The 20163-nt window shown below is 73.5% G+C and carries 13 protein-coding genes and 2 pseudogenes; 4 read left to right on the forward strand and 11 right to left on the reverse strand.

Annotation, left to right across the window (positions count from 1 at the left end; genetic code table 11):
* Positions 1 to 41: 41 nt before the first annotated feature.
* From ABTY61_RS24915 to ABTY61_RS24940, 6 genes and pseudogenes are all read right to left on the reverse strand, one after another.
* Positions 42 to 1514, reverse strand: coding sequence for a M1 family metallopeptidase (locus ABTY61_RS24915; RefSeq protein ID WP_350507270.1), 1473 nt, complete (start codon positions 1512 to 1514; stop codon positions 42 to 44).
* A 56-nt stretch (positions 1515 to 1570) separates the two neighbouring features.
* A complete protein-coding gene (locus tag ABTY61_RS24920; protein WP_350507271.1) occupies positions 1571 to 5512 on the reverse strand; it encodes a Pls/PosA family non-ribosomal peptide synthetase in 3942 nt (1313 codons plus the stop codon).
* 379 nt (positions 5513 to 5891) lie between these two features.
* Positions 5892 to 6758 (reverse strand): NmrA family NAD(P)-binding protein, encoded by an 867-nt coding sequence (locus ABTY61_RS24925; RefSeq protein WP_350507272.1) that lies wholly within the window; start codon positions 6756 to 6758, stop codon positions 5892 to 5894.
* A complete protein-coding gene (locus ABTY61_RS24930; RefSeq protein WP_350507273.1) occupies positions 6755 to 7243 on the reverse strand; it encodes a hypothetical protein in 489 nt (162 codons plus the stop codon). Before ABTY61_RS24930 ends, ABTY61_RS24925 begins: the two co-directional genes overlap by 4 nt.
* 143 nt (positions 7244 to 7386) lie before the next feature.
* Complete coding sequence (locus ABTY61_RS24935; RefSeq protein ID WP_350507274.1) at positions 7387 to 7908, reverse strand: MarR family winged helix-turn-helix transcriptional regulator; 522 nt, start codon at positions 7906 to 7908, stop codon at positions 7387 to 7389.
* Between the two features lie 1005 nt (positions 7909 to 8913).
* Positions 8914 to 9228: pseudogene (locus ABTY61_RS24940) on the reverse strand (helix-turn-helix transcriptional regulator); the annotation flags it as partial.
* A gap of 66 nt (positions 9229 to 9294) precedes the next feature.
* Here ABTY61_RS24940 and ABTY61_RS24945 point away from each other — a divergent pair.
* Positions 9295 to 9957 (forward strand): annotated as a pseudogene (locus tag ABTY61_RS24945) (alpha/beta fold hydrolase); the annotation flags it as partial.
* Positions 9958 to 10016: 59 nt separating this feature from the next.
* Here ABTY61_RS24945 and ABTY61_RS24950 read toward each other — a convergent pair.
* Both ABTY61_RS24950 and ABTY61_RS24955 read right to left on the reverse strand, forming a co-directional pair.
* Complete coding sequence (locus ABTY61_RS24950; protein WP_350507275.1) at positions 10017 to 11210, reverse strand: response regulator; 1194 nt, start codon at positions 11208 to 11210, stop codon at positions 10017 to 10019.
* Positions 11211 to 11413: 203 nt separating this feature from the next.
* Positions 11414 to 11629: a hypothetical protein gene (locus ABTY61_RS24955; protein WP_350507276.1), complete on the reverse strand. Its 216-nt coding sequence runs from the start codon at positions 11627 to 11629 to the stop codon at positions 11414 to 11416.
* A gap of 380 nt (positions 11630 to 12009) precedes the next feature.
* Here ABTY61_RS24955 and ABTY61_RS24960 point away from each other — a divergent pair, with 380 nt between their 5' ends.
* Positions 12010 to 12723 carry a DUF4232 domain-containing protein gene (locus tag ABTY61_RS24960; protein WP_350507277.1) on the forward strand — a complete coding sequence of 238 codons (714 nt, stop codon included), beginning with the start codon at positions 12010 to 12012 and terminating at the stop codon, positions 12721 to 12723.
* Positions 12724 to 12934: 211 nt separating this feature from the next.
* On the opposite strand, the gene ABTY61_RS24965 is transcribed toward ABTY61_RS24960, so the two are convergent.
* Both ABTY61_RS24965 and ABTY61_RS24970 read right to left on the reverse strand, forming a co-directional pair.
* On the reverse strand, positions 12935 to 14425 hold the full coding sequence (locus tag ABTY61_RS24965) for a purine-cytosine permease family protein (RefSeq protein WP_350507278.1): 1491 nt from the start codon (positions 14423 to 14425) through the stop codon (positions 12935 to 12937).
* 240 nt (positions 14426 to 14665) lie between these two features.
* Positions 14666 to 15847: an FAD-dependent monooxygenase gene (locus ABTY61_RS24970; RefSeq protein WP_350507279.1), complete on the reverse strand. Its 1182-nt coding sequence runs from the start codon at positions 15845 to 15847 to the stop codon at positions 14666 to 14668.
* Between the two features lie 230 nt (positions 15848 to 16077).
* On the opposite strand from ABTY61_RS24970, the gene ABTY61_RS24975 reads away from it, so the two are divergent.
* Positions 16078 to 16689, forward strand: a complete 612-nt coding sequence (locus tag ABTY61_RS24975; RefSeq protein ID WP_350507312.1) for a TetR/AcrR family transcriptional regulator — start codon at positions 16078 to 16080, stop codon at positions 16687 to 16689.
* Positions 16690 to 17110: 421 nt separating this feature from the next.
* A complete protein-coding gene (locus ABTY61_RS24980; RefSeq protein ID WP_350507280.1) occupies positions 17111 to 18733 on the forward strand; it encodes an alpha/beta hydrolase in 1623 nt (540 codons plus the stop codon).
* Between the two features lie 564 nt (positions 18734 to 19297).
* Here ABTY61_RS24980 and ABTY61_RS24985 read toward each other — a convergent pair.
* Positions 19298 to 20032, reverse strand: a complete 735-nt coding sequence (locus tag ABTY61_RS24985) for an ABC transporter ATP-binding protein (RefSeq protein WP_350507281.1) — start codon at positions 20030 to 20032, stop codon at positions 19298 to 19300.
* Positions 20033 to 20163 lie beyond the last annotated feature (131 nt).

Raw genomic sequence — 20163 nt, forward strand, 5'->3', positions numbered from 1 at the left:
CCGACCTGACCCGACCCGAGCCGACGCCGGGAGCCGGGCGGCTATCCGCCCAGCCAGCCGCGCAGCCGTCCGCCCAGTCCTCCGCTCGGCGGTCCGACCGACGGTCCGCCAGGCTGTCCGCCCGGCTGTCCCGCTCCATCCGTCAGCGGCGGCAGTTCCGGCCGTTCCAGCCACGCCTCGAACAGCGGGCCGAGCGGGGTGGCGGTGTAGCGGGAGGCGTGCGCGAGCAGGTCGCCGGTGGCGACCACGTCGTGCCGGTTGAGGCCGGTCCAGTCCCGCAGCATCGCGAAGAACGCGTCCTCGCCGAGGGTCTGCCGCAGCGCGTGCACCACCAGGCCGCCGCGCTGGTACAGCCGGTCGTCGAACATCAGCCGGCGGCCCGGGTCGCCCAGCCTGAGGTCCTGCGGCAGCCCGGCCAGCAGCCGGTGCGCGGCGGCGGCGTGCACGGCCGCGGCCGGGCCCCCGGCGTGCTCGGACCAGAGCCACTCCGCGTACTTGGCGAAGCCCTCGTTGAGCCAGATGTGCCGCCAGTCGGCGATCGTGACGCTGTTGCCGAACCACTGGTGGGCCAGCTCGTGCGCGATCAGCCGCTCCCGCTCCCAGCCGCCGCCCAGGTGGTTGGTGCCGAAGGTGGCCACGCCCTGGGCCTCCACCGGGACGTCCAGCTCCTCGTCCGCGACCACCACCGCGTACTCGCCGAACGGATACGGCCCGAAGACCTCGGCGAAGTACGCCATCATCTGGGGCTGCCGGGCGAAGTCCCGGGCGAAGTCCTCGGCCAGCCGCGGCGGCACGTACCCGGTCTGCGGCACCGCCGGACGGGCGGCCGACGCCACCGGCCGTTCCGGCGCCGCCGGTTGGCCCAGTGCCGCCGGTTGACCCAGCGTCACCGGCTGGTAGTGCCCGATCGAGACCGTCACCAGGTACGGCGAGGTCGGCGCGCTCTGCTCGTACACCCAGGTGGTGCTGGACGCCCGGGTGGTCCGGGTGAGCAGCCGCCCGCCGCTGACCACCGTGAACGGGGACGGCGTGGTGACCGCCAGCTGATAGGTCGCCTTGTCCGCGGGCCGGTCGTTGCACGGGAACCAGGACGGCGCGCCGACCGGCTGGCTGGCCACCAGCGCGCCCTCGGTCAGCTCCTCCCAGCCCAGGCCGCCCCACGGACTGCGCACCGGGCGGGGGTTGCCGGTGTAGTGCACCTCGACGGTGAAGGCCGCGCCCGCCGCGAGCGCCTTCGCCGGGCGGATCCGCAGCTTGCCGCCGCGGTGGGTGTAGCGGGCGGCCTTGCCGTCGACCAGCACCCGCCCGATCCGGAACTCGGCCAGGTCGAGCGCGAACTCGGCCAGGGCCGCGTCGGCGACCGCGCTGAGCCGGGCCGAGCCGGCCAGCCGGTTGGGCCCGGGACGGTAGTCCAGCGCGAGTTCGTAGCGGTGCACCCGGTAGCGGCGGTCGCCGCTGTCGGGGAAGTAGGGGTCCGGGCCGGGGGCCCCGGGCTGGGCGTGCTTGGGCTTCACGGGGGCGGGCGCTTCCTGCGGGCCGGGACGGGGGGTCGTACCGGGGGGAGGGCTGGTCACGACGTGGTCTGCCACGCCTCGATGGGGTTGCCCAGCCACCGCGTGTCCGCGGGGACGGACTCGGCCCGCATCACCAGCGAGGCCGGGCCCAGCGTGCTGCGCTCGCCCACCGTGCTGCCGGGCAGCACGATCCCGCCCGGGCCCAGGGTGGCGCCCTCGCGGAGGACCACAGTATCCATCCGCATGATCCGGTCGTGGAAGAGGTGGGTCTGCACCACGCAGCCCCGGTTCACGCTGACCCCGTCGCCGAGGGTGACCAGGTCGGCCTCCGGCAGCCAGTAGCTCTCGCACCACACGCCGTGCCCGACCTTGGCGCCGAGCGCCCGCAGCCATAGGTTCAGCACCGGTGTGCCCGGCACCGCGCCGACCAGCCACGGCACCGCGAGCACCTCGACGAAGGTGTCGGCGAGCTCGTTGCGCCACACGAAGCCGCTCCACAGCGGGTGCTCGACCGCCCGGAACCGGCCGACCAGCAGCCACTTCGCGGCCACCGCGACCAGGCAGGCCACCCCGCCCGCGGCCAGCAGCACCAGGCCGGAGAGCAGCGCCGCCCGCACCGGGGAGCCGGCCGCCAGCCAGGACAGCGCGGCCACCGTCAGCAGCCCCAGCGCCCCCGAGGCGAGCACCGGCAGCAGCCGGGCCAGCTCGACCAGCCCGCGCGCCCAGCGCAGCCGGGCCGGCGGCTCGTAGGTCAGGCTCTGGTCGCCCTGGTCCGCCGCGCGCGGCAGCCGCATCGGCGGCATGCCCAGGTACGAGCCGCCCTTCTTCGCCTTCGCCGGGGTCGCCGACAGCACGCCCACCAGGCCCCGCTTGGGCACCGAGCGGCCCGGCGCGGTCATCCCCGAGTTGCCGAGGAAGGCCCGGTCGCCGACCTTGGCCTCGCCCAGGCGCATCCAGCCGCCGCCCAGCTCGTACGGGGCGATCAGGGTGTCGTCGGCCAGGAACGCGCCGTCCCCGACGGTGGTCAGACTGGGCAGGGCCAGCACCGTGGACACCTCGGCGCCGCGGCCCACCCGCATCCCCAGCGCCCGCAGCCACAGCGGGGTGACCAGCCCGGCGTACAGCGGGAACAGCACCTCGCGGGCCCGGTCCATCAGCTGGCTGACCGTCCACGCCTGCCAGCTGACCCGGCCGTGCAGCGGGTGCACCCCGGGCACCAGGCCGAGGCTCAGCAGCCGGACCAGCACCACCAGCTGCGCCGCGTACAGCGCGCCGTAGGCCAGGGTGGCGGGCAACAGGCCGAGCAGGGCGCCGGCGAGCGCCGGGCCGAGGTCCGCGCCCCGGTCGACGAAGCGGGAGAGCACGGCGAGGGCGGCCGCGGCGGGCAGCAGCGGGAGCAGGCCGAGCAGGGCGTCGCCCGCTCCGTACAGGGCGGCCCAGACGGGCCGGCGGGCGGGCTGCCCCTCGGGCCAGGACCACTCGGCCCGGCCGAGCTTGACGGCGGGGGCGCCGCCCCAGCGCTGGCCGGTCGGCACGTGGCCGGTGACGCTGGAGCCGGGCAGCACCCGGGCGCGCTTGCCGACCCGGGCACCGGGCAGCAGCGTCGAACGGGTGCCGACCACCGCGTCGGCGCCGACCTTGATCTGGCCGACCTCCAGCCGGTCGCCGTCCAGCCAGTAGCCGGACAGGTCGACCTCGGCCTCGACGGCGCAGCCCCGGCCCAGCTTGAGCATCCCGGTGACCGGCGGCAGCGAGTGCAGGTCCACCTCCTTCGCGACCTTGGCGCCGAGCACCCGGGCGTAGGGGACCAGCCAGGCGCCGGACAGCCCGGTCGCGCCGCTCAGCTCGGTGAGCCGCTCGGCCGCCCACAGCCGCAGGTGCACGGCGCCGCCGCGCGGGTAGCTGCCGGGGCGCAGGCCGCGCAGCAGCAGCCGGGCGCCGCCGGCCCCGATCGCGAGCCGGCCCGGCGAGCTGTACAGCACGAGCGCGCCCGCGCCGACCGCCCACCAGGACGCGGTGGGTGCCCACGGGTAGTCGCCGAAGCGGGCGAGCAGGTTCCCGGCGGCCAGCAGGGCGACCGTCCAGCGCAGGCCGACCACGGTGAACAGCGGGACCAGCAGGAGCAGCTGGAGCAGCTTGGCCCGGTTCGGCACCAGGGTGACGGTACGGGCCTCGCCGCCGTCGGCGGCCGAGCGCTCCAGATGGCGGGCGAGCTTGCGCAGCGTCGGGTGCTGGTAGACGTCCAGCACGGCGGCGCTCGGGTAGCGGGTGCGCAACAGGGTGGTCAGCCGGGCGGCGGCCAGGCTGCCGCCGCCGATCGCGAAGAAGTCGTCGCGCGCGCCGGCCACCTGCACCCCGAGGATCTCGGACCACTGCTCGGCCAGCCAGGCCTCGGTGCCGTACAACTGCTCGTTCGGCCCGGCGGCCTCCAGCTCGGGCAGCGGCCAGGGCAGGGCGTTGCGGTCGACCTTGCCGGAGGTGCGGGTGGGCAGGGTCCCGACCGGGGCGAGCAGCGGCACCAGGGCGGCCGGCAGCTCGGCGCGCAGCCGTTCGACGGCCTGCTCGCGGTCGAAGCCGTCCTGGACCACCAGGTAGCCGACCAGCAGCTGGTTGCCGCCGCGCGCGGTCCGCACGGCCGCTGCCGCGCCGGCCACGCCGGGCAGCGCCTGCAGGGCGGCGTCCACCTCGCCGAGTTCGATCCGGCGCCCGCCGAGCTTGATCTGCTCGTCGGTGCGGCCGAGGAACAGCAGGCCGGCCGGGTCGGCCTGGACCAGGTCACCGCTTCGGTAGGCGCGCTCCCAGCCCAGCGAGGGCAGCGGGGCGTACTTCTCGGCGTCCTTCTCCGGGTCGAGGTAGCGGGCCAGGCCGACCCCGCCGATCACCAGCTGGCCGGTGCCGCCGGGGGCGACCGGCTGCCCGGCCTCGTCGACCACGGCGAGGTCCCAGCCGGCCAGCGGCAGGCCGATCCGGACCGGGCCTTCGCCGGTGAGCAGTGCGGCGCAGGCGACCACGGTGGCCTCGGTCGGGCCGTAGGTGTTCCACAGCTCGCGGCCCTCGGTGGCCAGGCGCTGCACCAGCTCGGGCGGGCAGGCCTCGCCGCCGAAGATCAGCAGCCGGACCTCGTCGAGCGCCTCGGCGGGCCACAGCGCGGCCAGCGTCGGGACGGTGGAGACCACGGTGATCTCCTGGTCGGCCAGCCAGGGGCCCAGGTCGGCGCCGCTGCGCACCTGGGAGCGGGGGACGGGCACCAGGCAGGCGCCGTGCCGCCAGGCCAGCCACATCTCCTCGCAGGAGGCGTCGAAGGCGACCGACAGTCCGGCCATCACCCGGTCGCCCGGGCCGATCGGCTCCTCCTGGAGGAAGAGCGCGGCCTCGGCGTCGACGAAGGCGGCGGCGTTGCGGTGGGTGACCGCGACGCCCTTGGGCTTGCCGGTGGAGCCGGAGGTGAAGATGATCCAGGCGTCGTCGGCGGGGGAGGGGCGGCGCTCCGGGGCGGGTGCGCGCTCCGCGGTGCTGCTCAGCGTGCGGCCGGCGCCGAGCACGGCGGCCACGGCGGCTTCGCCGAAGACCAGCTGGGCGCGCTCGTCCGGGTCCTCGGCGTCCACCGGGACGTAGGCGGCGCCGGCGGCGAGCACCGCGAGGATCGAGACGTACAGGTCGTTGGTGCCGGAGGGTACCCGGATGCCGACCCGGTCGCCCGGGCCGATCCCGGCGGCGGCAAGGCGGCGGCGGAGCTTCTCGACCTCGGCGGCCAGCGCCCGGTAGCTGAGCACGGTGCGCCCGTCGTCCAGGGCCGGCTCGTCGGGGTGGGCGCGCACGGTGGCGTCCAGCACGTCGACCAGGGTGCGCGGGGCGGCGGCCGGGCGGCCGGGGAACAGGGCCCGCGGCGGTGCGGCCTGCGGTGCCCGGCCGGCCTGCGGTGCCTGGCCGGCCAGTGGTGCCCGGTCGGCGGGTGCTGCCGGTGTGTGTTGCTCCGGGTGGCTCGGTTCAGCTGTCATGGCGGCCCATGCGCTCCTCGTCCTCGCCCCGTTCCTACCGCTGTCCGGCCCTTGGGGCGGCGGGGTCACCGGCTTGACCGGTGACCCCGCTCCGGGGCCGGAGCGGACAACCCGACCGATGGTAGCCCCGGGGTGGCGAACCGGCAGCGGCTGGCAGGAGGCTCAACTCGGCCTCGACCGGCCGAATCTGACGTGACGTCAGACAACAACTGATGCTCCTTCGTGTCGATGTGACGATCTGTCAGTTGAATTGACGGATCGTCACATCGATTTTCGGATCGTGACCCATGCCACAGGAAATGCTGCTCCATCCGGGTGGCGGGCCGGGCTGTCCGCTGCCGCGCCCGGCCCGCCGGGGTGTCCCCGGGCGGTCGGGCGATCAGCGGAAGTGCGGCAGGTGCTCGTCGAGGAAGGCCTCCAGGCTGCGCGGGGAGCGCCCGGTCAGGCGGGTGAAGGTGTCGTCCGGCACCTCCTTGCGGACCACCGCGAGCTGCTGGATCTCCACCACGTGGGTGGCCAGCCAGTCCGGCATCCCGGCCCGGCCGACCAGGTGGGCGTGCAGCTCGCCGGGGGCCAGGTCGAGGTAGCGGACCGGCCGGCCGAGCAGCTCGCCCAGCAGTGCGGTGAGCTCCGGGTAGCTGTAGGCCCGCCCGCCGGTGAGCGGGTAGGTGCCGCCGGCCAGCTCCGGGCGGGTCAGCACCTCCGCCGCGGCGTCGCCGATGTCCCGGACGTCCACGTAGTTGCACCGGGCCTGCCCCATCGCGCCGTGCACCACGCCGCCGGCGGCGATGCCGGGCGCCAGGAGCAGCAGCTTCTGCAGGAAGGCGTACGGCCGCAGGACGGTCGCGGTGACGTGCAGTGACCGCAGGTGCTCCTCGATCAGGTGGTGGCCCCGGGAGACCGCGACCGGGGAGTCCGGCTCGGCGGCGGGCGCGGACACCTTGACGATGTGCTCCACGCCGCAGTCGACGGCTGCCTCGATCGCGGCCAGCTCGTGCTGCACCTGGTGCGGGCCGTTGGCCATGGTGAGGAACAGCTGGTGCGCGCCCCGGAACGCCCGGCGCAGCGACGCCGGGTCGGCGGCGTCGGCCGGGAGGGTGGTGGTCCGGGCGAGCGTGCGGTCGTCGAGCGTGGCGGCCAGTCGGGCGGGGTCGCGGCTGAGGGCGCGGGTCGGTGCGCCGAGGGCGGCCAGGCTGCGCAGGGTGGCGCCTCCGGTGGCGCCACCGGCGCCCATGACGACGATCATGATGTCTGCCTTTCGGGTCGGGTCGTGCTGGAGAGTCGGTGCTGTGCCGCCCGGGTCGGCCGGCTGCCGCGCCAGCGCCAGGTGGTGATGGTCGCGGCGATCAGAGCGGAGACCGGCAGGTCGATCGGCAGCCGACGCGGCCACGGACTGTCGGCGAGCGGGGGGAGGTGCGGGAGCCAGCGCGCGGCGGCCAGCCCGACGGCGAGGCCGAGCGCGGCGGCGAACAGGCCGGCGGTGGCGGCCGCGAGCGCCCGGGGCGTGCGGGGAGGGGTGGAGCGGTCCGGTCGGCGGCGGAGCGCGGCGCCGAGCACGGCGGCCACGAGGGCGGAGGTGCCGCCGATGGTGGTGAACGCGGCGACGGTCAGTTCCGGCTGGCGGGTGACGGCCCCGCCGATTCCGGCGCTGACGGCGGGCATCGCGTAGGAGGTCAGGACCTCCCGCCACAGGACGAAGGGCGGGGGTGCGCCGGGGGCCTTCTTGCTCACGGGGAACTCCTCGGTGGATCCGGTTCTGTGGTTAGGTACCTAAGTATTTGTGCTTAGGAGCCTAACTATTAGGGGAAGAGAAAGCGGGCCGCTCGGCGGCCCGCCGTCGGGCTCGGGTGGTGCTGCCGCCGCCGGGGCGGGGGTCAGTCCTCGGTGAGGGCGTCGATGCCCGCGACGACCCGGCCCAGCAGGTCAAGGAAGGTCGCGCGCTCCGCCACGGTGAGGCCGCTGACCAGCGACTGCATCCGGGCGAAGTGTTCGGGGGCCAGCTCGCGCAGCCGCTCGGCGCCGCGCGCGGTCAGGATCACCACGTTGCCGCGGCCGTCCTCGGTGGACGGCCGGCGGGCCACCAGTCCCTCCCGCTCCAGACCGTCGACCAGGCCGGTCACGGTCGCCCGGGAGACCCCGAGGGTGGCCGCGAGCTGGGACGGCGACTTCTCGCCGCCGTGGTCCTCCAGGTCCGCCAGTAGGCGGTACCGGCCGGTGGAGAGTCCGAACCGCCCGAAGTGCACCTCACCGGCCTGGCCGAGCCGCGCCCCCGCCGCCATCAGCCGGGCCGCGACCAGGATCGCCTGCGGATCGGCCGCGAGGCCGTAGCGGGCGATCTGGCGCCGGGCCTGATCGATGTTGGGGGCCGCCGGACCGGCCTCGGGGTGCTGCGTCATGCAAGTAATATGGCGCCTAATCAGATTTCCGTCAAGCCGGACCGGCGGCTCCTGCCCGTGGGGCACGATCGGCGGGGGAACCCGCTTCCGGCGAAGTCCGGTGTCACCTCGCCGGGCGGCAGGCCTTCCGTGTGCCAGGGGATGACCAGGCGGATGCCCGGGGTGCCGTGCTCCGCGGAGGTCCGGCTGCCGTCGCGCCGGGCGGCCCGCCGTCTCAACTCCCCCGCGAAATCCTTCACCTGCCTCGCCCTGCGCTTACTCGTCGGTTCATCGGCGGCCGACCGTACCGGCCGTCACTGACAGCAGGCCGTCGTCGTCGAGGTGCGGGCGGTCGGTCGGCCGGCCGGGACCGCGGGGACGGGGGAGGCCTGCGGTCCCGGCCGTGGGAGGCACCGGCCGACGTGGGGGCGTGGCCGGTCTGCCCAGCAGCCCCGCAAGGGGGTGGTGGGGCTGCTGTGATCCGGAATGCTAGACCGGCCCGGGGTCCGTGAACAGAGCCTTGACCTGCGATTTTTCGGCCGCGGACATGCCAGCGGACGGGATGCCCCCGCTGCGGCCGGTCGCTCGGCGGGCGTGGGAAAGCGGACGTCGGAAGACGCAGGGGATGCCCCCGTCGGACTGGGCGTCGACGCCGGGTCCCTGCATCGGCAGGTTGGCGACCGGGTCGTTCGCGGCGGGCGTACAGGAACAGGTGGCCCCGGTCGTCCGCGATGCGGGTGAAGCGTGACCAGGAGAACGCCTGCCGGAAGCCCCCGGTGGTGAAGGCGCAGCCGCTGTCGGCGAGGGCGATGGTCAGCGGGCCGGGGTTCTCCGCCCGGTGACGGGCCACCCGGAGCCTGGTGGCGTACGACTGCCAGAAGGCGAGCAGTGGCGCGACCACCACCGGCACCGAGCCGAGCACCGGCTGACCACCCGTCGCCAGCAGGACGATCCCGCAGGCCAGGAGCACGGCGCAGCACGCCCGGACGACCGCGAAGCGGCGCGGTTCGCCCGCCGGACCCCGGCGGCGGGCCTGCCGTCGAGCACCGCCATGACCAGGCCGAGCGCTTCGCTCTGGGTGAAGCTCACCGGGGGCAGCCGTGTTCCGCGTCGCAGCCGGTAGCCGCCGTGCGGGCCGTGCACGGACTCCTCCGGGAGGCCGGCCTCCCGGAGGATCGCGATGTAGCGACGCGCGGCGCGATCGGTCACCCCGAGCTTCTCCGCGAGCCGTTCGGCGGTCGTGCCGGGGCGGGTCCGCAGGATCTCCAGGGTGCGCAGGGCGCGGGCGGTGGGGCCCGTTCCGGTCGGCACGTCGGTCAGCGTAGGCGGCTGCCGGAGCATCAGGAAGCAGATTGTCCGGAATCGCTCCTAGCATGGGGCACACCCGACAAGGAAGTGGGTCCCACCGTGGACATCCTGCTCATCGGCGGCCTGTGGCTGGACGCCAGCGCCTGGGACGCCGTCGTGCCCGCCCTGGAGGCGCTCGGGCACCGCCCGCGGCCCGTGCCCCTCCCGGGCCAGGGCGACGGACGCTCGTCCGCCACCCTCGACGAGCAGGCGGCGGCCGTCCTCGCCGCCGTCGACGCCACGGCCGGGAAGCCCCTGCTCGTGGCGCACTCGGCCGCCTGCACCCTCGGCTGGCTGGCCGCCGACGCGCGCCCGGACCGGCTCGCCAAGCTGGCGCTGATCGGCGGCTTCCCGCACGAGGACGGCCGGCCGTACGCCGACTTCTTCGACATCCGGGACGGCGCCATGCCCTTCCCCGGCTGGGGCCCGTTCGCGGGAGCCGACAGCGCCGACCTCGACGACGACCTCCGGCACCGGATCGCCGCCGGGGCCGTCCCCGTCCCCGAACAGGTGGCCCGGGGCGTGGTCCGGCTGACGGACCGGCGCCGCTACGCGGTACCGGTCGTGGTGGTCTGCCCCGAGTTCACCCCGGAGCAGGCCCGCGGCTGGATCGCCGCCGGCGAGGCCCCGGAACTCGCCCGGGCCGAGCACGTCGAGTTCGTCGACATCAAGTCCGGCCACTGGCCCATGTTCACCAGGCCGACCGAACTCGCCCACCTTCTCGACCGGGGCGGCGACCGGGGGCTGACCGAGCACGGGCTCCGGCCGCGGGGGTGCCGTGGTCAGGACGGCTGGTGCGGCCGACGGGTGCTGGGCAGGAGCCAGTCGGCGGCGGTGTGCGCGGGCTGGTCCGGGGGCACGGCGCGCGGAGTGCCGCGGTAGCTCAGGTACATGCCGGTCAGAGCGGTGACCTTGGCGCGCAGGAGCCAGGGGTCGAAGGGTTTGACGATGAAGTCGACCGCCCCGGCGTCGTAGCCGCGCAGGGTGTTCTCCGGGTCGGCGCCGATCGCGGTGACGAAGATGATCGGGATGTCGCGGGTCTGCGCGCGGCTCTTGATCTGGGCCGCGGTCGCGTAGCCGTCCATGCCCGGCATCTGCACGTCCAGGACGATGACGGCGACGTCGTTGTGCTGGAGCAGCGCCTTCAGGGCGTCCGGGCCGGAGGCGACGGCCAGGACGTCCCAGTCGGCGGCCGCGAGGACGGCCTCCAGGGCCACCAGGTTCGCGGGCTGGTCGTCGACCACCAGGACCCTGGGCCGGCCGGTGACGGTCGGGGCGGCGGGGGCGGGCGCCTCGATGCCCAGCGGGTCCTCGCCGGCCTGCTGCTCGGCGACGATCAACTGGCGCTCCAGCAGCTCGCAGCGCGCCTCGGCGGCGAGCTGACGCCGGAGCGCCTCCCCCAACTCGTTCTCCAGCCGGGCGACTTCCTTCTCCAGGTGCTGCTTCTCCAGGAGCAGGTCCGCGTGGTCGCCGCTGTACAGGGCGATCTCGTCCGCGCGGGCGCGCTCCCGCGCCCAGTCGCTCTCCAACTGGTTGAGGCGCAGCTCCAGATCGGCGATGCGGTGGTTCTTGTCGAGCAGGGCGTCGCCCAGGACGTCGCTGTGGGCGGCCGAGCGCCGTGACAGCCGGTCGGCCTCGGCCAGTTGGAACTGCAGCTGCTGCACGGCGTGGCCCACCGAGGCGCTGGTCTCCTGCGCGGCTGTGTGCAGGGAGCGGAGGAGCTCGATCGTCTCCGGGGTGGCGACGCTGCCCCGGTCGGCGCCCACATCGGTGAGCAGGTCCTGGACGAACTGCCAGGACGGGATCCGCTGCCCGGACAGGTAGCGGGAGAGCGCCCCCGGGCTCAGATGCCGGCGCGAGCTGTAGCGGCGCACCGACACCGCGGGCCACAGCCCGGCGAACAGACTGCGCAGGGCCTCGGCGAAGGCACGGCACTCCTCGTTCAGATCGGGGCTCAGCGGCTGCAGGTTCCCCACTCGGTCACCCCCCCCGGTGTCCTACGGCCTCCACGACGGCACCATCCTTGCAGAATCGGGCCTTGCAGCAGCCGGCCTTGCAGAATCGGGCCTTGCGGTATCAGGCCTTGCGGTATCGGGTCGGTCGCGGCCCGGGACCCGGGGGCTCGGGGAACCGGAGAGGTCGGGATCCGGAGGTCCGGAGAGCCCGGGCCGCGCACGCATCAGGAAGCGGACTCGTTCTCCGCCGGCTCCTGCTCCGGACCGGCGACGAGCCGGTCGACGAACGGCACTCCGACGCCGAAGGCCCCGGCGCCGTACAGGACGCACTGCGCCGCGTGCACGCCCCCGGCGGCGGCCAGGACGCCCGCGCCTATTCCCGTGAGCACGCCGATCAGCAGCACCAGAGCCGCCCTGGTCGACAGCAGCGAACGCCGCACCGTGAACCTCCTCGATCCGTGGCGGCCTCCGCCGACCACGACCTGTCCGCCAGCCGGACCGGTCTGACGGTGCGTCACAGCATGGCCAGTCCGGCCACCGTTGCGCCCCCGTTTCCGGGGCGGCAACACCAATCGGCAACACCGCGCGGTGTTCGGGCCCGGGGCGGTGGCCGGTCCCGCTGTGCCGGCGGCCGTCCGCTTCCCCGGGCGTCCCGTTCCACCGTTCCAGGGGTGTTCCGTTCCCGCTGGTCAGAGGCCTGTTATCCGTTCCACCGTCCCCACCGGGGCGCCGGGTGTGGTGGTCGGGACGGATCGTTGCGCAAGCTTCGGTCAGCCGGTCGACGAACCGTTCGACCGCATGCCGAAAGGGGCCCGAGCAGATGTCCGTCCGTACCTCCCGCACGCGTCTGGTCACCGTTGCCGCGAGCGTCGTGCTCGCCGCCTTCTCGGTCGCCGCGTGCACCGACAACGGGGACACCGGGGACATCGCGACGACGAGCGGTCCGACGCTACGGCCCAGGGCGTCCGGCTCGCCGGCGTCCGTCGCCCCGGCCGGCACCACCGGCAGGCCCCCGGTCGCCGGGCCCGCATCCGGCAGCGCCAAGCCCAGCCCGAACGTCCCCGCGTCGAAGTCGGCCGCCGGGCAGGCTCCGGACGCGGCCAAGCCGGTCACCTGCACGGGCGCCGACACCCGGACGACCGCCGCCCCGTTGAACCGCCCCGTGAACCACATGCTGCTCACGGTCACCAACACCGGCCCCGGCACCTGCTACCTCTACGGCTACCCGGCCGTCCGGTTCGGGGAGGCCCAGTCCGTGCCCCCGGTGATCACCGACTCGAAGCCGCAGGCCGTCGTCACGCTCAAGCCCGGAGAGTCCGGCTATGCCTCCGTGAACCTGTCCTCCGCCGACGGCACCGGCAACACCAACGGCTACACGGCGAACTCCCTGGAGGTCTACTTCCACGGCCCGTCCGGCAACGAGAGCGTCGGCGCGGCCTCCCACCCCTCGCTGCCCGCGAAGGGCGTGTACGTGGACGACTCCCTCAAGGTCACCTACTGGCAGCAGTCGATGGACGACGCCGTCTCCTGGTGACCGGGGCACCACCCACCGGTGAGAGAACGACGGCAAGACCGGCGGTCCTCACCCGGCGCTGACGCTTCCCCGGGCTGTTGCGTATCGGAGCTGTCGCGCCGGGCGTTCGGGGGCGTCGGACACGGCAGCGCAAACGGGACCGCCCGGTCGCGTCGACTCGGTGAGTCGGCGACCGGGCGGTCCCCGGGGTGCGCAGGCGCGGGGCCCGAGGTCAGACGGCGACCCGGTCGGTCCGCTCCGCACCGTCGGCAGCCTGCTCGGCGGCGGACCGGCCGGCGGTGGCGGGGGTGTTCTCCTTGGGAGCGGGGAGCACGGCCATGATCACGCCGGAGATCACGATGGTCGCCGCCCAGGCGAGCCCGTACTTGCCGACCGGGGTGTCGGAGAGCGGGCCGGCGAACCAGTCGCACTTGGTGAAGGCGAGGCCGATCAGCAGGGCGAGCACCCAGGACACCATCGCCTGCCAGCAGAAGCCGCCCACGTACCAGTAGCGGCTGTTCGGGGTGGTGTCCATCAGCGCGGCGGCGTCGTAGCGCACCGCACGCGACCGGCGACGGAACATGTCCACCGCGTAGACGCCGATCCAGGCCGAGAAGGACACGGCGAGCAGGATCAGGAAAGTGATGAAGGAGCCCAGGAAGCTCTTGGCGACCAGCATCAGCAGCAGGCCGCCGACCAGCGAGATCACGGCGTTGATGCTCACGGCCATGGCGCGCGGCAGCTTGACGCCCATGGTCTGCGCGGTGAAGCCGGCCGAGTACATGGAGAGGCTGTTGATCAGCAGCATGCCCACGATCGCGGTCAGCAGGTAGGGCACGGCCAGCCAGGTCGGGAGCAGGTCGCCGAGGAAGGAGACCGGGTCCGCGGCCTGCGCCAGACCGGGCGAGGCCACCGCCATCACGGCGCCCATCAGCACCATCGGGACCATGACCAGGCCGGCGCCGGAGACCGTCACACCGACGATCTTCTTGCCGGAGGCGGCGTGCGGCAGGTAGCGGGCGAAGTCCGGGCCGGTGGGGACCCAGCTGATGCCGCCGGCGGCGATGGTCCCGATGCCGGCGATCATCATCGCGGTGGTGCCCGCGGGCTTGGAGAAGACCTCGCTCCAGTGCATGGTCGCGATGAGGTAGCCCAGCACCAGGACGCTGAAGATGCCGAAGAGGTACGTCGACCAGGTGTTGCAGACGTTCAGCGCCTTGCGGCCCATGCCGGACACCAGGAAGGTGCAGGCGACGAAGGCGAAGAGCGTGATCACGATCAGTGCGGTGTTGCTCTTGACGCCGAAGAGCAGGTCGAGGACCGTCAGCACGGCGTAGGCACCGGTGACGGCGTTGATCGTCTCCCAGCCGAACCGGGCGATCCACAGGATCGCGCCCGGGAAGAGGTTCCCGCGCACCCCGAAGGTGGCCCGGGAGAGGGTCGCGCCCGGGGCCCCGCCCCACTTGCCGGAGACCGACAGCACGCCGACCATGCCGAACGAGGCGAGCGCGGCGCACGCGGCGACGATCAGGACCTGCCAGAAGTTCAGCTGGTTGAACACCACCAGGGCCGCGCCCATGGTGAGCAGCAGCACGCTGATGTTCGCCGCGACCCAGGTCGGGAAGAGCTCGCGGACTCTGCCCCCGCGCTCGTGGTCGGGGACGGGTTCGATACCGCGGGTCTCTATCGCGCCGTCGGTGTCGACGGTGGACAGGTTGTCCATGAGGGTGGCTCCGGGCGTGTGAAGCGGGAGTAAATCGGGCAAGTGGAACATTTATGGAACTCTTCGCGCGTAGCGCGGGAGTTGAGTCATCCTACTTTGTTCCGGATGCAGCCCGATTGCTCCGCCCCCGCTTCCACTCCCTCCCCAGACCTGCCCCCGCCCTGACCCCCTCGCTGCCTCCACCGCCGACTACCGACGACCGGCTACTGGCATCGCTCGCCGAGCGACGGCGCGCAGCCGTCAGGCCGCGGCGGCCGGGACGATCCGGGGCGCGGTCCAGTCGGCGTGCTTGAGGACGGTCCGCATCATCGCGCCGGGCGGGGTGAGCCGGATCGCCGCGTTGCGCAGGCCGACCGCGAGCGGGTTGGCGAGCTGCTGGCCCATCCGGCCGGCCCGGCGGGCGTCGCGGGCCACCGTCTGGCTGCGCGGGCGGCGGACCGCGTCGTAGCGGGCGAGCGCGTCCGCCACGGTCGGGCTCCCGGCGATCGCCGCGGCGAGGGTCACCGCGTCCTCCAGTGCCTGGCAGGCGCCCTGGCCCAGGTGGGGCGTCATGGCGTGCGCCGCGTCGCCGAGCAGTGCCACCCGGCCCGAGACGTACGAGGGCAGCGGGGTGACCAGCGCGTTGACGTCGTGGTGCAGGACCGCCTCCGGGTGGGTGGCCGCCAGCAGCGCGGGGATCGGGTCGTGCCAGCGCGCGAAGCGGCGGCCGACCTCGGTCAGCGGGTCCCGGTAGCGGACCCCGGCCGGGGCGTTGATCACGGCGTGCCACTCGGCCCGGCCGTCCGGGAAGGCGATGTGGCCGAACTCGGCGCCGTGGCCCCAGGTCAGCTCGAAGTCGGCGGTCAGCCCCTCGACCGGGCGCTCGGTGATTGCCCGCAGTACCGTCGAGCCGCTGTAGGCCGGCCCGGGGTGAGCGGGGAAGAGGCGCCGCCGGATCCGGCTGTGGATGCCGTCGGCCGCGACCACGAGGTCGGCGGTGAGGGTCGTTTCGCCGTGGCTCACCTGGATCCGGTCGGGGGCGGAGGTGTCCAGGTCGGTCACCTCCGAGCCGATCACCAGGGCCTCGGCGGGCAGGGCCTCGCGCAGGATCCGGTGGAGGTCCGCCCGAGGGATGCCGACGATCGGCGCTCCCAGCTCCCGTTCCAGTGCCGCGCCGTCCATCGCGGCGAGCCGGCGGCCGTCCGGCGTGCTGGTGCCACCGGTGTACTGCCGCCGCGATGCCGCCTCGATCGGCTCGTCCACGCCGAGCGCGGCGAGCGCCCGCATCCCGTTGGCCGCCAGCGAGATGCCGGCTCCGGCGTCGTCCAGGACGGCGGCCCGCTCGATCACGGTCACGTCCCATCCCGCCAGCCGGAGTCCGATCGCGGCCGCCAGTCCGCCGATCCCGCCCCCGACCACCACCGCGCTGTTGCTGCTGCTCATGACCGGTCCTTCCCCTGTCGCCGCGCTGCTTTCTACAGATGTAGAAGGAGCGTACTACGGGCTTACGGGGGTGGCGGAGGGGGAGGGGCGGCGGTGGCGGGGCCGGTCGGTCGGGTGCGTGGGCCGGGGCGTCGGCCCGGTAGAAAGGGGGGATGCGGCGAGATCGGGACCAGGAGCAGGCGCAGGAGCAGGAGCAGGGTGGTACGGGCGGTGCGGGGAGCGTGGGCGGTATGCGCGCTTCGGCCGGTGCGGGGGGTGCGCCCGGTGTCGCGCGGCCGGACCGGCGGACCGTGCTGGCGGACGCGGCAATCGGCGTGCTGGCAGACGCGGGCGTGCGGGGGCTGACCCACCGGGCGGTGGACGCGGCGGCCGGGTTGCCGGTCGGCACCACCTCGGCCTACCTGCGGACCAGGCAGGCGCTGCTGACCGCGCTGGTGCGACGATTGGTCGAGCTGGACCAGGGGGAGCTGCAGGCCCTGGGCGAGCGGATGGCGATCCGCTCCGCGGACGAACTCGTTCAGGGCATCCGGGAGTTGATGCGGCACCGGCTGACCGGTGAGGGGCGGCGGCGCTCGCTCGCCCGGTACGCCTGCGCGGTGGAGAGCGTGCGCGACCCCGAGCTGCGGGAGATCCTCGTGCCGCGGGAGAACGCGGGCCGGGCCGTGGTCCGGACCTTCCTCGCCGAGCAGGGCGTCGCCGACCCGGACGGGCGGACCGCCACGCTGCTGGCCTGCATCGACGGACTGGTCTTCGACCGCCTGGTCGGTGGGGGTGAGACCGGGGCCGATGAGCTCCAGGGCCTGGTGGCGGCCGCCCTGCGCGGGGCGGCCGCCGGTTGCTGAACCTGAAGCTTGCTGAACCCGAATGCGTGCTGCTGGTCAGGGCCGTGGGGCGATAACCGGCTGCGCTACAGGTGGCTTCCTCGCCACGGTTGCCCGGTGACTGCACCAGGGGCCCGCCGACCCTGAACGCCGTCCGCCAGGTCGTTGCCGAGGACAACCTGTCGCAGCCGATCGCCGAATAGCGCGATCGACCCCCGGCCGTGGGTGACGCCGGATGCCCACGGCCCGGCCGACAGTTGCCGATCCTCGGCCGGTGCGGATGAACCACCGTCAGGTCAATCAACCGTCAAGTTGGTTCATTCACAGAATGTTCCGGGCGAGTGTGACATGAAGTCCGGAACAATTCCGCCGCCACGAGGTCTTCACATGGAGAACTCCGGCTGACAGGCTGGGGCCGCCCTTTCAGTACGGAGGAGGTTCCTTGTCCCGCATATCCACGTTGGCCGGAGCGGTCACCTGCGCGCTCGCCCTTGTCAGCGGAACCGCCGTGGCCGCGTCGGCCGCGCCGTTCGACCAAGCCCCCGGTGCGGCGGCCGCCGAAGCGAAGGTCGACCCCGTCGACTGGAAGCCCTGTAACCCCGACCCGAGCAAGCCGGACCCGGGCGGCTTCGACTGCGCCGTCTACCCCGTGCCGCTGGACTACGACAATCCGTCGGGCGAGAAGGTCGGCATCGCCATGATGCGGCACCGCGCGAGCGACCCGTCGAAGCGGATCGGCTCGCTGTTCCTCAACCCGGGCGGCCCCGGCGGCAGCGGCTACATGTGGGCGACCACGACCCGTTTCGGTGCCGAGGTGCAGTCCAAGTTCGACCTGGTCGGCTTCGACCCCCGCGGTGTGGCCCGGAGCAACCCGCTCAAGTGCTTCAAGACCCAGGAAGCGGCCGACGCGGTCAACAACCGCATGGTGGGCGTGCCCGTCACCAAGGCCGAGATCGACGACACCCTGGACGCTGACCAGGACTACACCGATGCCTGCAGCCAGAACGCCGGCCCGCTGATCGAGCACATGTCGACCATCAACGTGGTCCGCGACCTCGACCGGATGCGCCGCGCCGTCGGCGACTCCCAGCTCACCTTCGCCGGGTTCTCCTACGGCACCCTGATCGGTTCGACGTACGCCGCCATGTACCCGAACAAGGTGCGCGCGATCATCGTCGACGGCAATGTCGACCCCAACCTGCGCCTGCACAACGGCCTGGAGTACGACCGCCAGCGAGCGGGCGGCTTCGAGATCGCCCTGGGCGAGTTCCTCAAGCGCTGCCAGGCCGCCGGTGCCCCGCGCTGCGCCTTCGGTGACGGCGACACCCGCGCCAAGTTCGACGAGCTCCGTGACCACCTGCGGACCAGCCCGATCACGCTGTCCAACGGCTCCAAGGTGACGCTGAGCAGCTTCACCAGCGAGGTGGCCAGCGCGCTGTACTCGCAGGCCAAGCTGGCTCCGCTGGCGAAGTCGCTGCAGGCCACCTACCAGGTGATGCAGAAGCCGGCCGCGGCCGCCCTGCTGGCACCGAAGGCGAACGTCCCGGACGACGAGGCCAACCAGCTCACGGTGAACGTCCCGCGGGCGCTGCGCGAGGCCCCGGCCGACTCCGAGTACGCCGGTGACGACTCCTACATGGGCGTCAACTGCCAGGACAAGCCGTACCCGTCGAACGACCGGGTGTTCGCCAACGTCGCCCGTGCGTGGGAGAAGGAGTCGCCGACCTTCGGCCGCTACCAGGCCTTCGACGCCCCGGCGTGCGCGAGCTGGCCGGCCCCGGCCCGGGACGCCGAGCGGTTCAGCGGCCCCTGGAACAAGAAGACGTCCAACACCGTGATGGTGGTCGGCAACCTCTACGACCCGGCCACCCAGTACAAGTTCGCCCAGCGGATGCAGCAGGAGCTGGGCAATGCCGTGCTGGTGAGCGTCGACGCCATCGAGCACTGCGCCGTCGGTCGCAGCAAGGCGCTGAACACGCTGGTGACCCGCTACCTGGTGGACGGCACCGCGCCGCAGCCGGGCCAGCTGCTCAAGCCGGACGCCGAGATCTTCCCGGCGGTCTGAGGGATCTCCCCTCGAACGACCGGCCGTTGAGGCCGGGGCTGTGGTGGTCGACGGTTGCGTCGGCCACCACAGTCGTGTGCGGCGGCCGAGGATCCGGAGTGCACGGAGAACGCGGAGAACGCGGGGAACGCGGTAGAAGATCGTCATCGAACCTCCCGGTGGAGCGGATTCCTGCGAGTTGTGGTGGACCGTAGTCGATGCCACTGACAATCGCCATCGGATTTGGCGGTGCGACAGTTCGTCGATGAAGCACTGGAAATGACGTACAGTCACATTAATTCGTAAATGAATTCACAAAGCCGAATCCGGCTGTTAGCGTGCCGCTCGCCATACTCTCTCGAGCCTGAGAAAGTGGGGGAAGGGCATGCGAAACGAATTCTCCGACCGGACGGTCCGAATCGGGCGCTGGACAGCGGGCTGCGGCCGACCGTGCGCGGCGGCGGGAACTTCGGGTGGTGCTGCGCCACCACTTCGCGTCGGACGTGCCGCAGCCGCCATCGCGGGTCTGGGGCAGCGGCATCGCCTGGCCCTGGGCCGCCGCCCGCCGTCCCAGGGCCGTCGGCGCTACGCCGCCTGCTCCGCCCCCTCCTCGACGATCCGTCCGTCGTGGAGCTCGATCACCCGGTCGGCGAGGCCCATCAGCGTCGGGTCGTGGGTGGCGACCAGGACGGTGACGCCCTCGCTGCGGACCACGGCGCGCAGCAGCTCCATGATCGAGCGGCCGGTCTCCGAGTCCAGCTGGCCGGTGGGCTCGTCGGCGATGATCAGGCCGGGGTCGTTGGCCAGCGCGCGGGCGATCGCGACGCGCTGCTGCTGGCCGCCGGAGAGCTCGCCGGGCCGCTGGTCGGCGTGGTCGGCGAGGCCGACCAGGGCCAGCAGGGTGTGCGCGCGCTCCTCGCGCTCGGCCGGCGGGACCTTGCGCAGCCGCATGGGCACGCCGACGTTCTCGGCGGCGGTGAGCATCGGGATCAGCCCGAAGGACTGGAAGACGAAACCGATCCGCTCCCGCCGCAGGGCGAGCCGGCCGTCCTCGTCCAGACCGCCGAGGTCGATGCCGTCCAGCGCGATGCTGCCACCGGTCGGCGCGTCCAGGCCGCCGACCAGGTTGAGCAGGGTGGTCTTGCCGGAGCCGGAACGGCCCTTGAGCGCGGTGAGTTCACCGCGCTCGATCGAGAAGCTGATGCCGCGCAGCGCGTGGACGGTCCGCTCGCCGCTGCCGAAACTGCGCCGCAGATCGGACACGGCCACCATCGGACCGGTGGTCGTCGGGGCGGTGTCGGCGGCCTGGTATTGCGTCATGCGGCGTCCCCCTGGGGCGGTGACTACCCGGTTGTATCCGGGTCAACGGATGAGGTGGTTGCGCGGGTTCAACATCCCGAGCGAAGAATTCGCGAAAGAGAAGTTCCCTGGTCAGAAGGAGGTCGATGAAC

The sequence above is a fragment of the Kitasatospora sp. NPDC096128 genome, assembly GCF_040303105.1.
GTDB lineage: Bacteria > Actinomycetota > Actinomycetes > Streptomycetales > Streptomycetaceae > Kitasatospora.

What these genes read in the sequence shown, in the direction of transcription:
- ABTY61_RS24920 (WP_350507271.1), bottom strand. Translation starts at nt 5,512, where the DNA reads ATGACAGCTGAACCGAGCCACCCGGAGCAACACACACCGGCAGCACCC.
- ABTY61_RS24925 (WP_350507272.1), bottom strand. Translation starts at nt 6,758, where the DNA reads ATGATCGTCGTCATGGGCGCCGGTGGCGCCACCGGAGGCGCCACCCTG.
- ABTY61_RS24935 (WP_350507274.1), bottom strand. Translation starts at nt 7,908, where the DNA reads ATGACGCAGCACCCCGAGGCCGGTCCGGCGGCCCCCAACATCGATCAG.
- ABTY61_RS24960 (WP_350507277.1), top strand. Translation starts at nt 12,010, where the DNA reads ATGTCCGTCCGTACCTCCCGCACGCGTCTGGTCACCGTTGCCGCGAGC.
- ABTY61_RS24965 (WP_350507278.1), bottom strand. Translation starts at nt 14,425, where the DNA reads ATGGACAACCTGTCCACCGTCGACACCGACGGCGCGATAGAGACCCGC.
- ABTY61_RS24970 (WP_350507279.1), bottom strand. Translation starts at nt 15,847, where the DNA reads ATGAGCAGCAGCAACAGCGCGGTGGTGGTCGGGGGCGGGATCGGCGGA.
- ABTY61_RS24975 (WP_350507312.1), top strand. Translation starts at nt 16,078, where the DNA reads ATGCGCGCTTCGGCCGGTGCGGGGGGTGCGCCCGGTGTCGCGCGGCCG.
- ABTY61_RS24985 (WP_350507281.1), bottom strand. Translation starts at nt 20,032, where the DNA reads ATGACGCAATACCAGGCCGCCGACACCGCCCCGACGACCACCGGTCCG.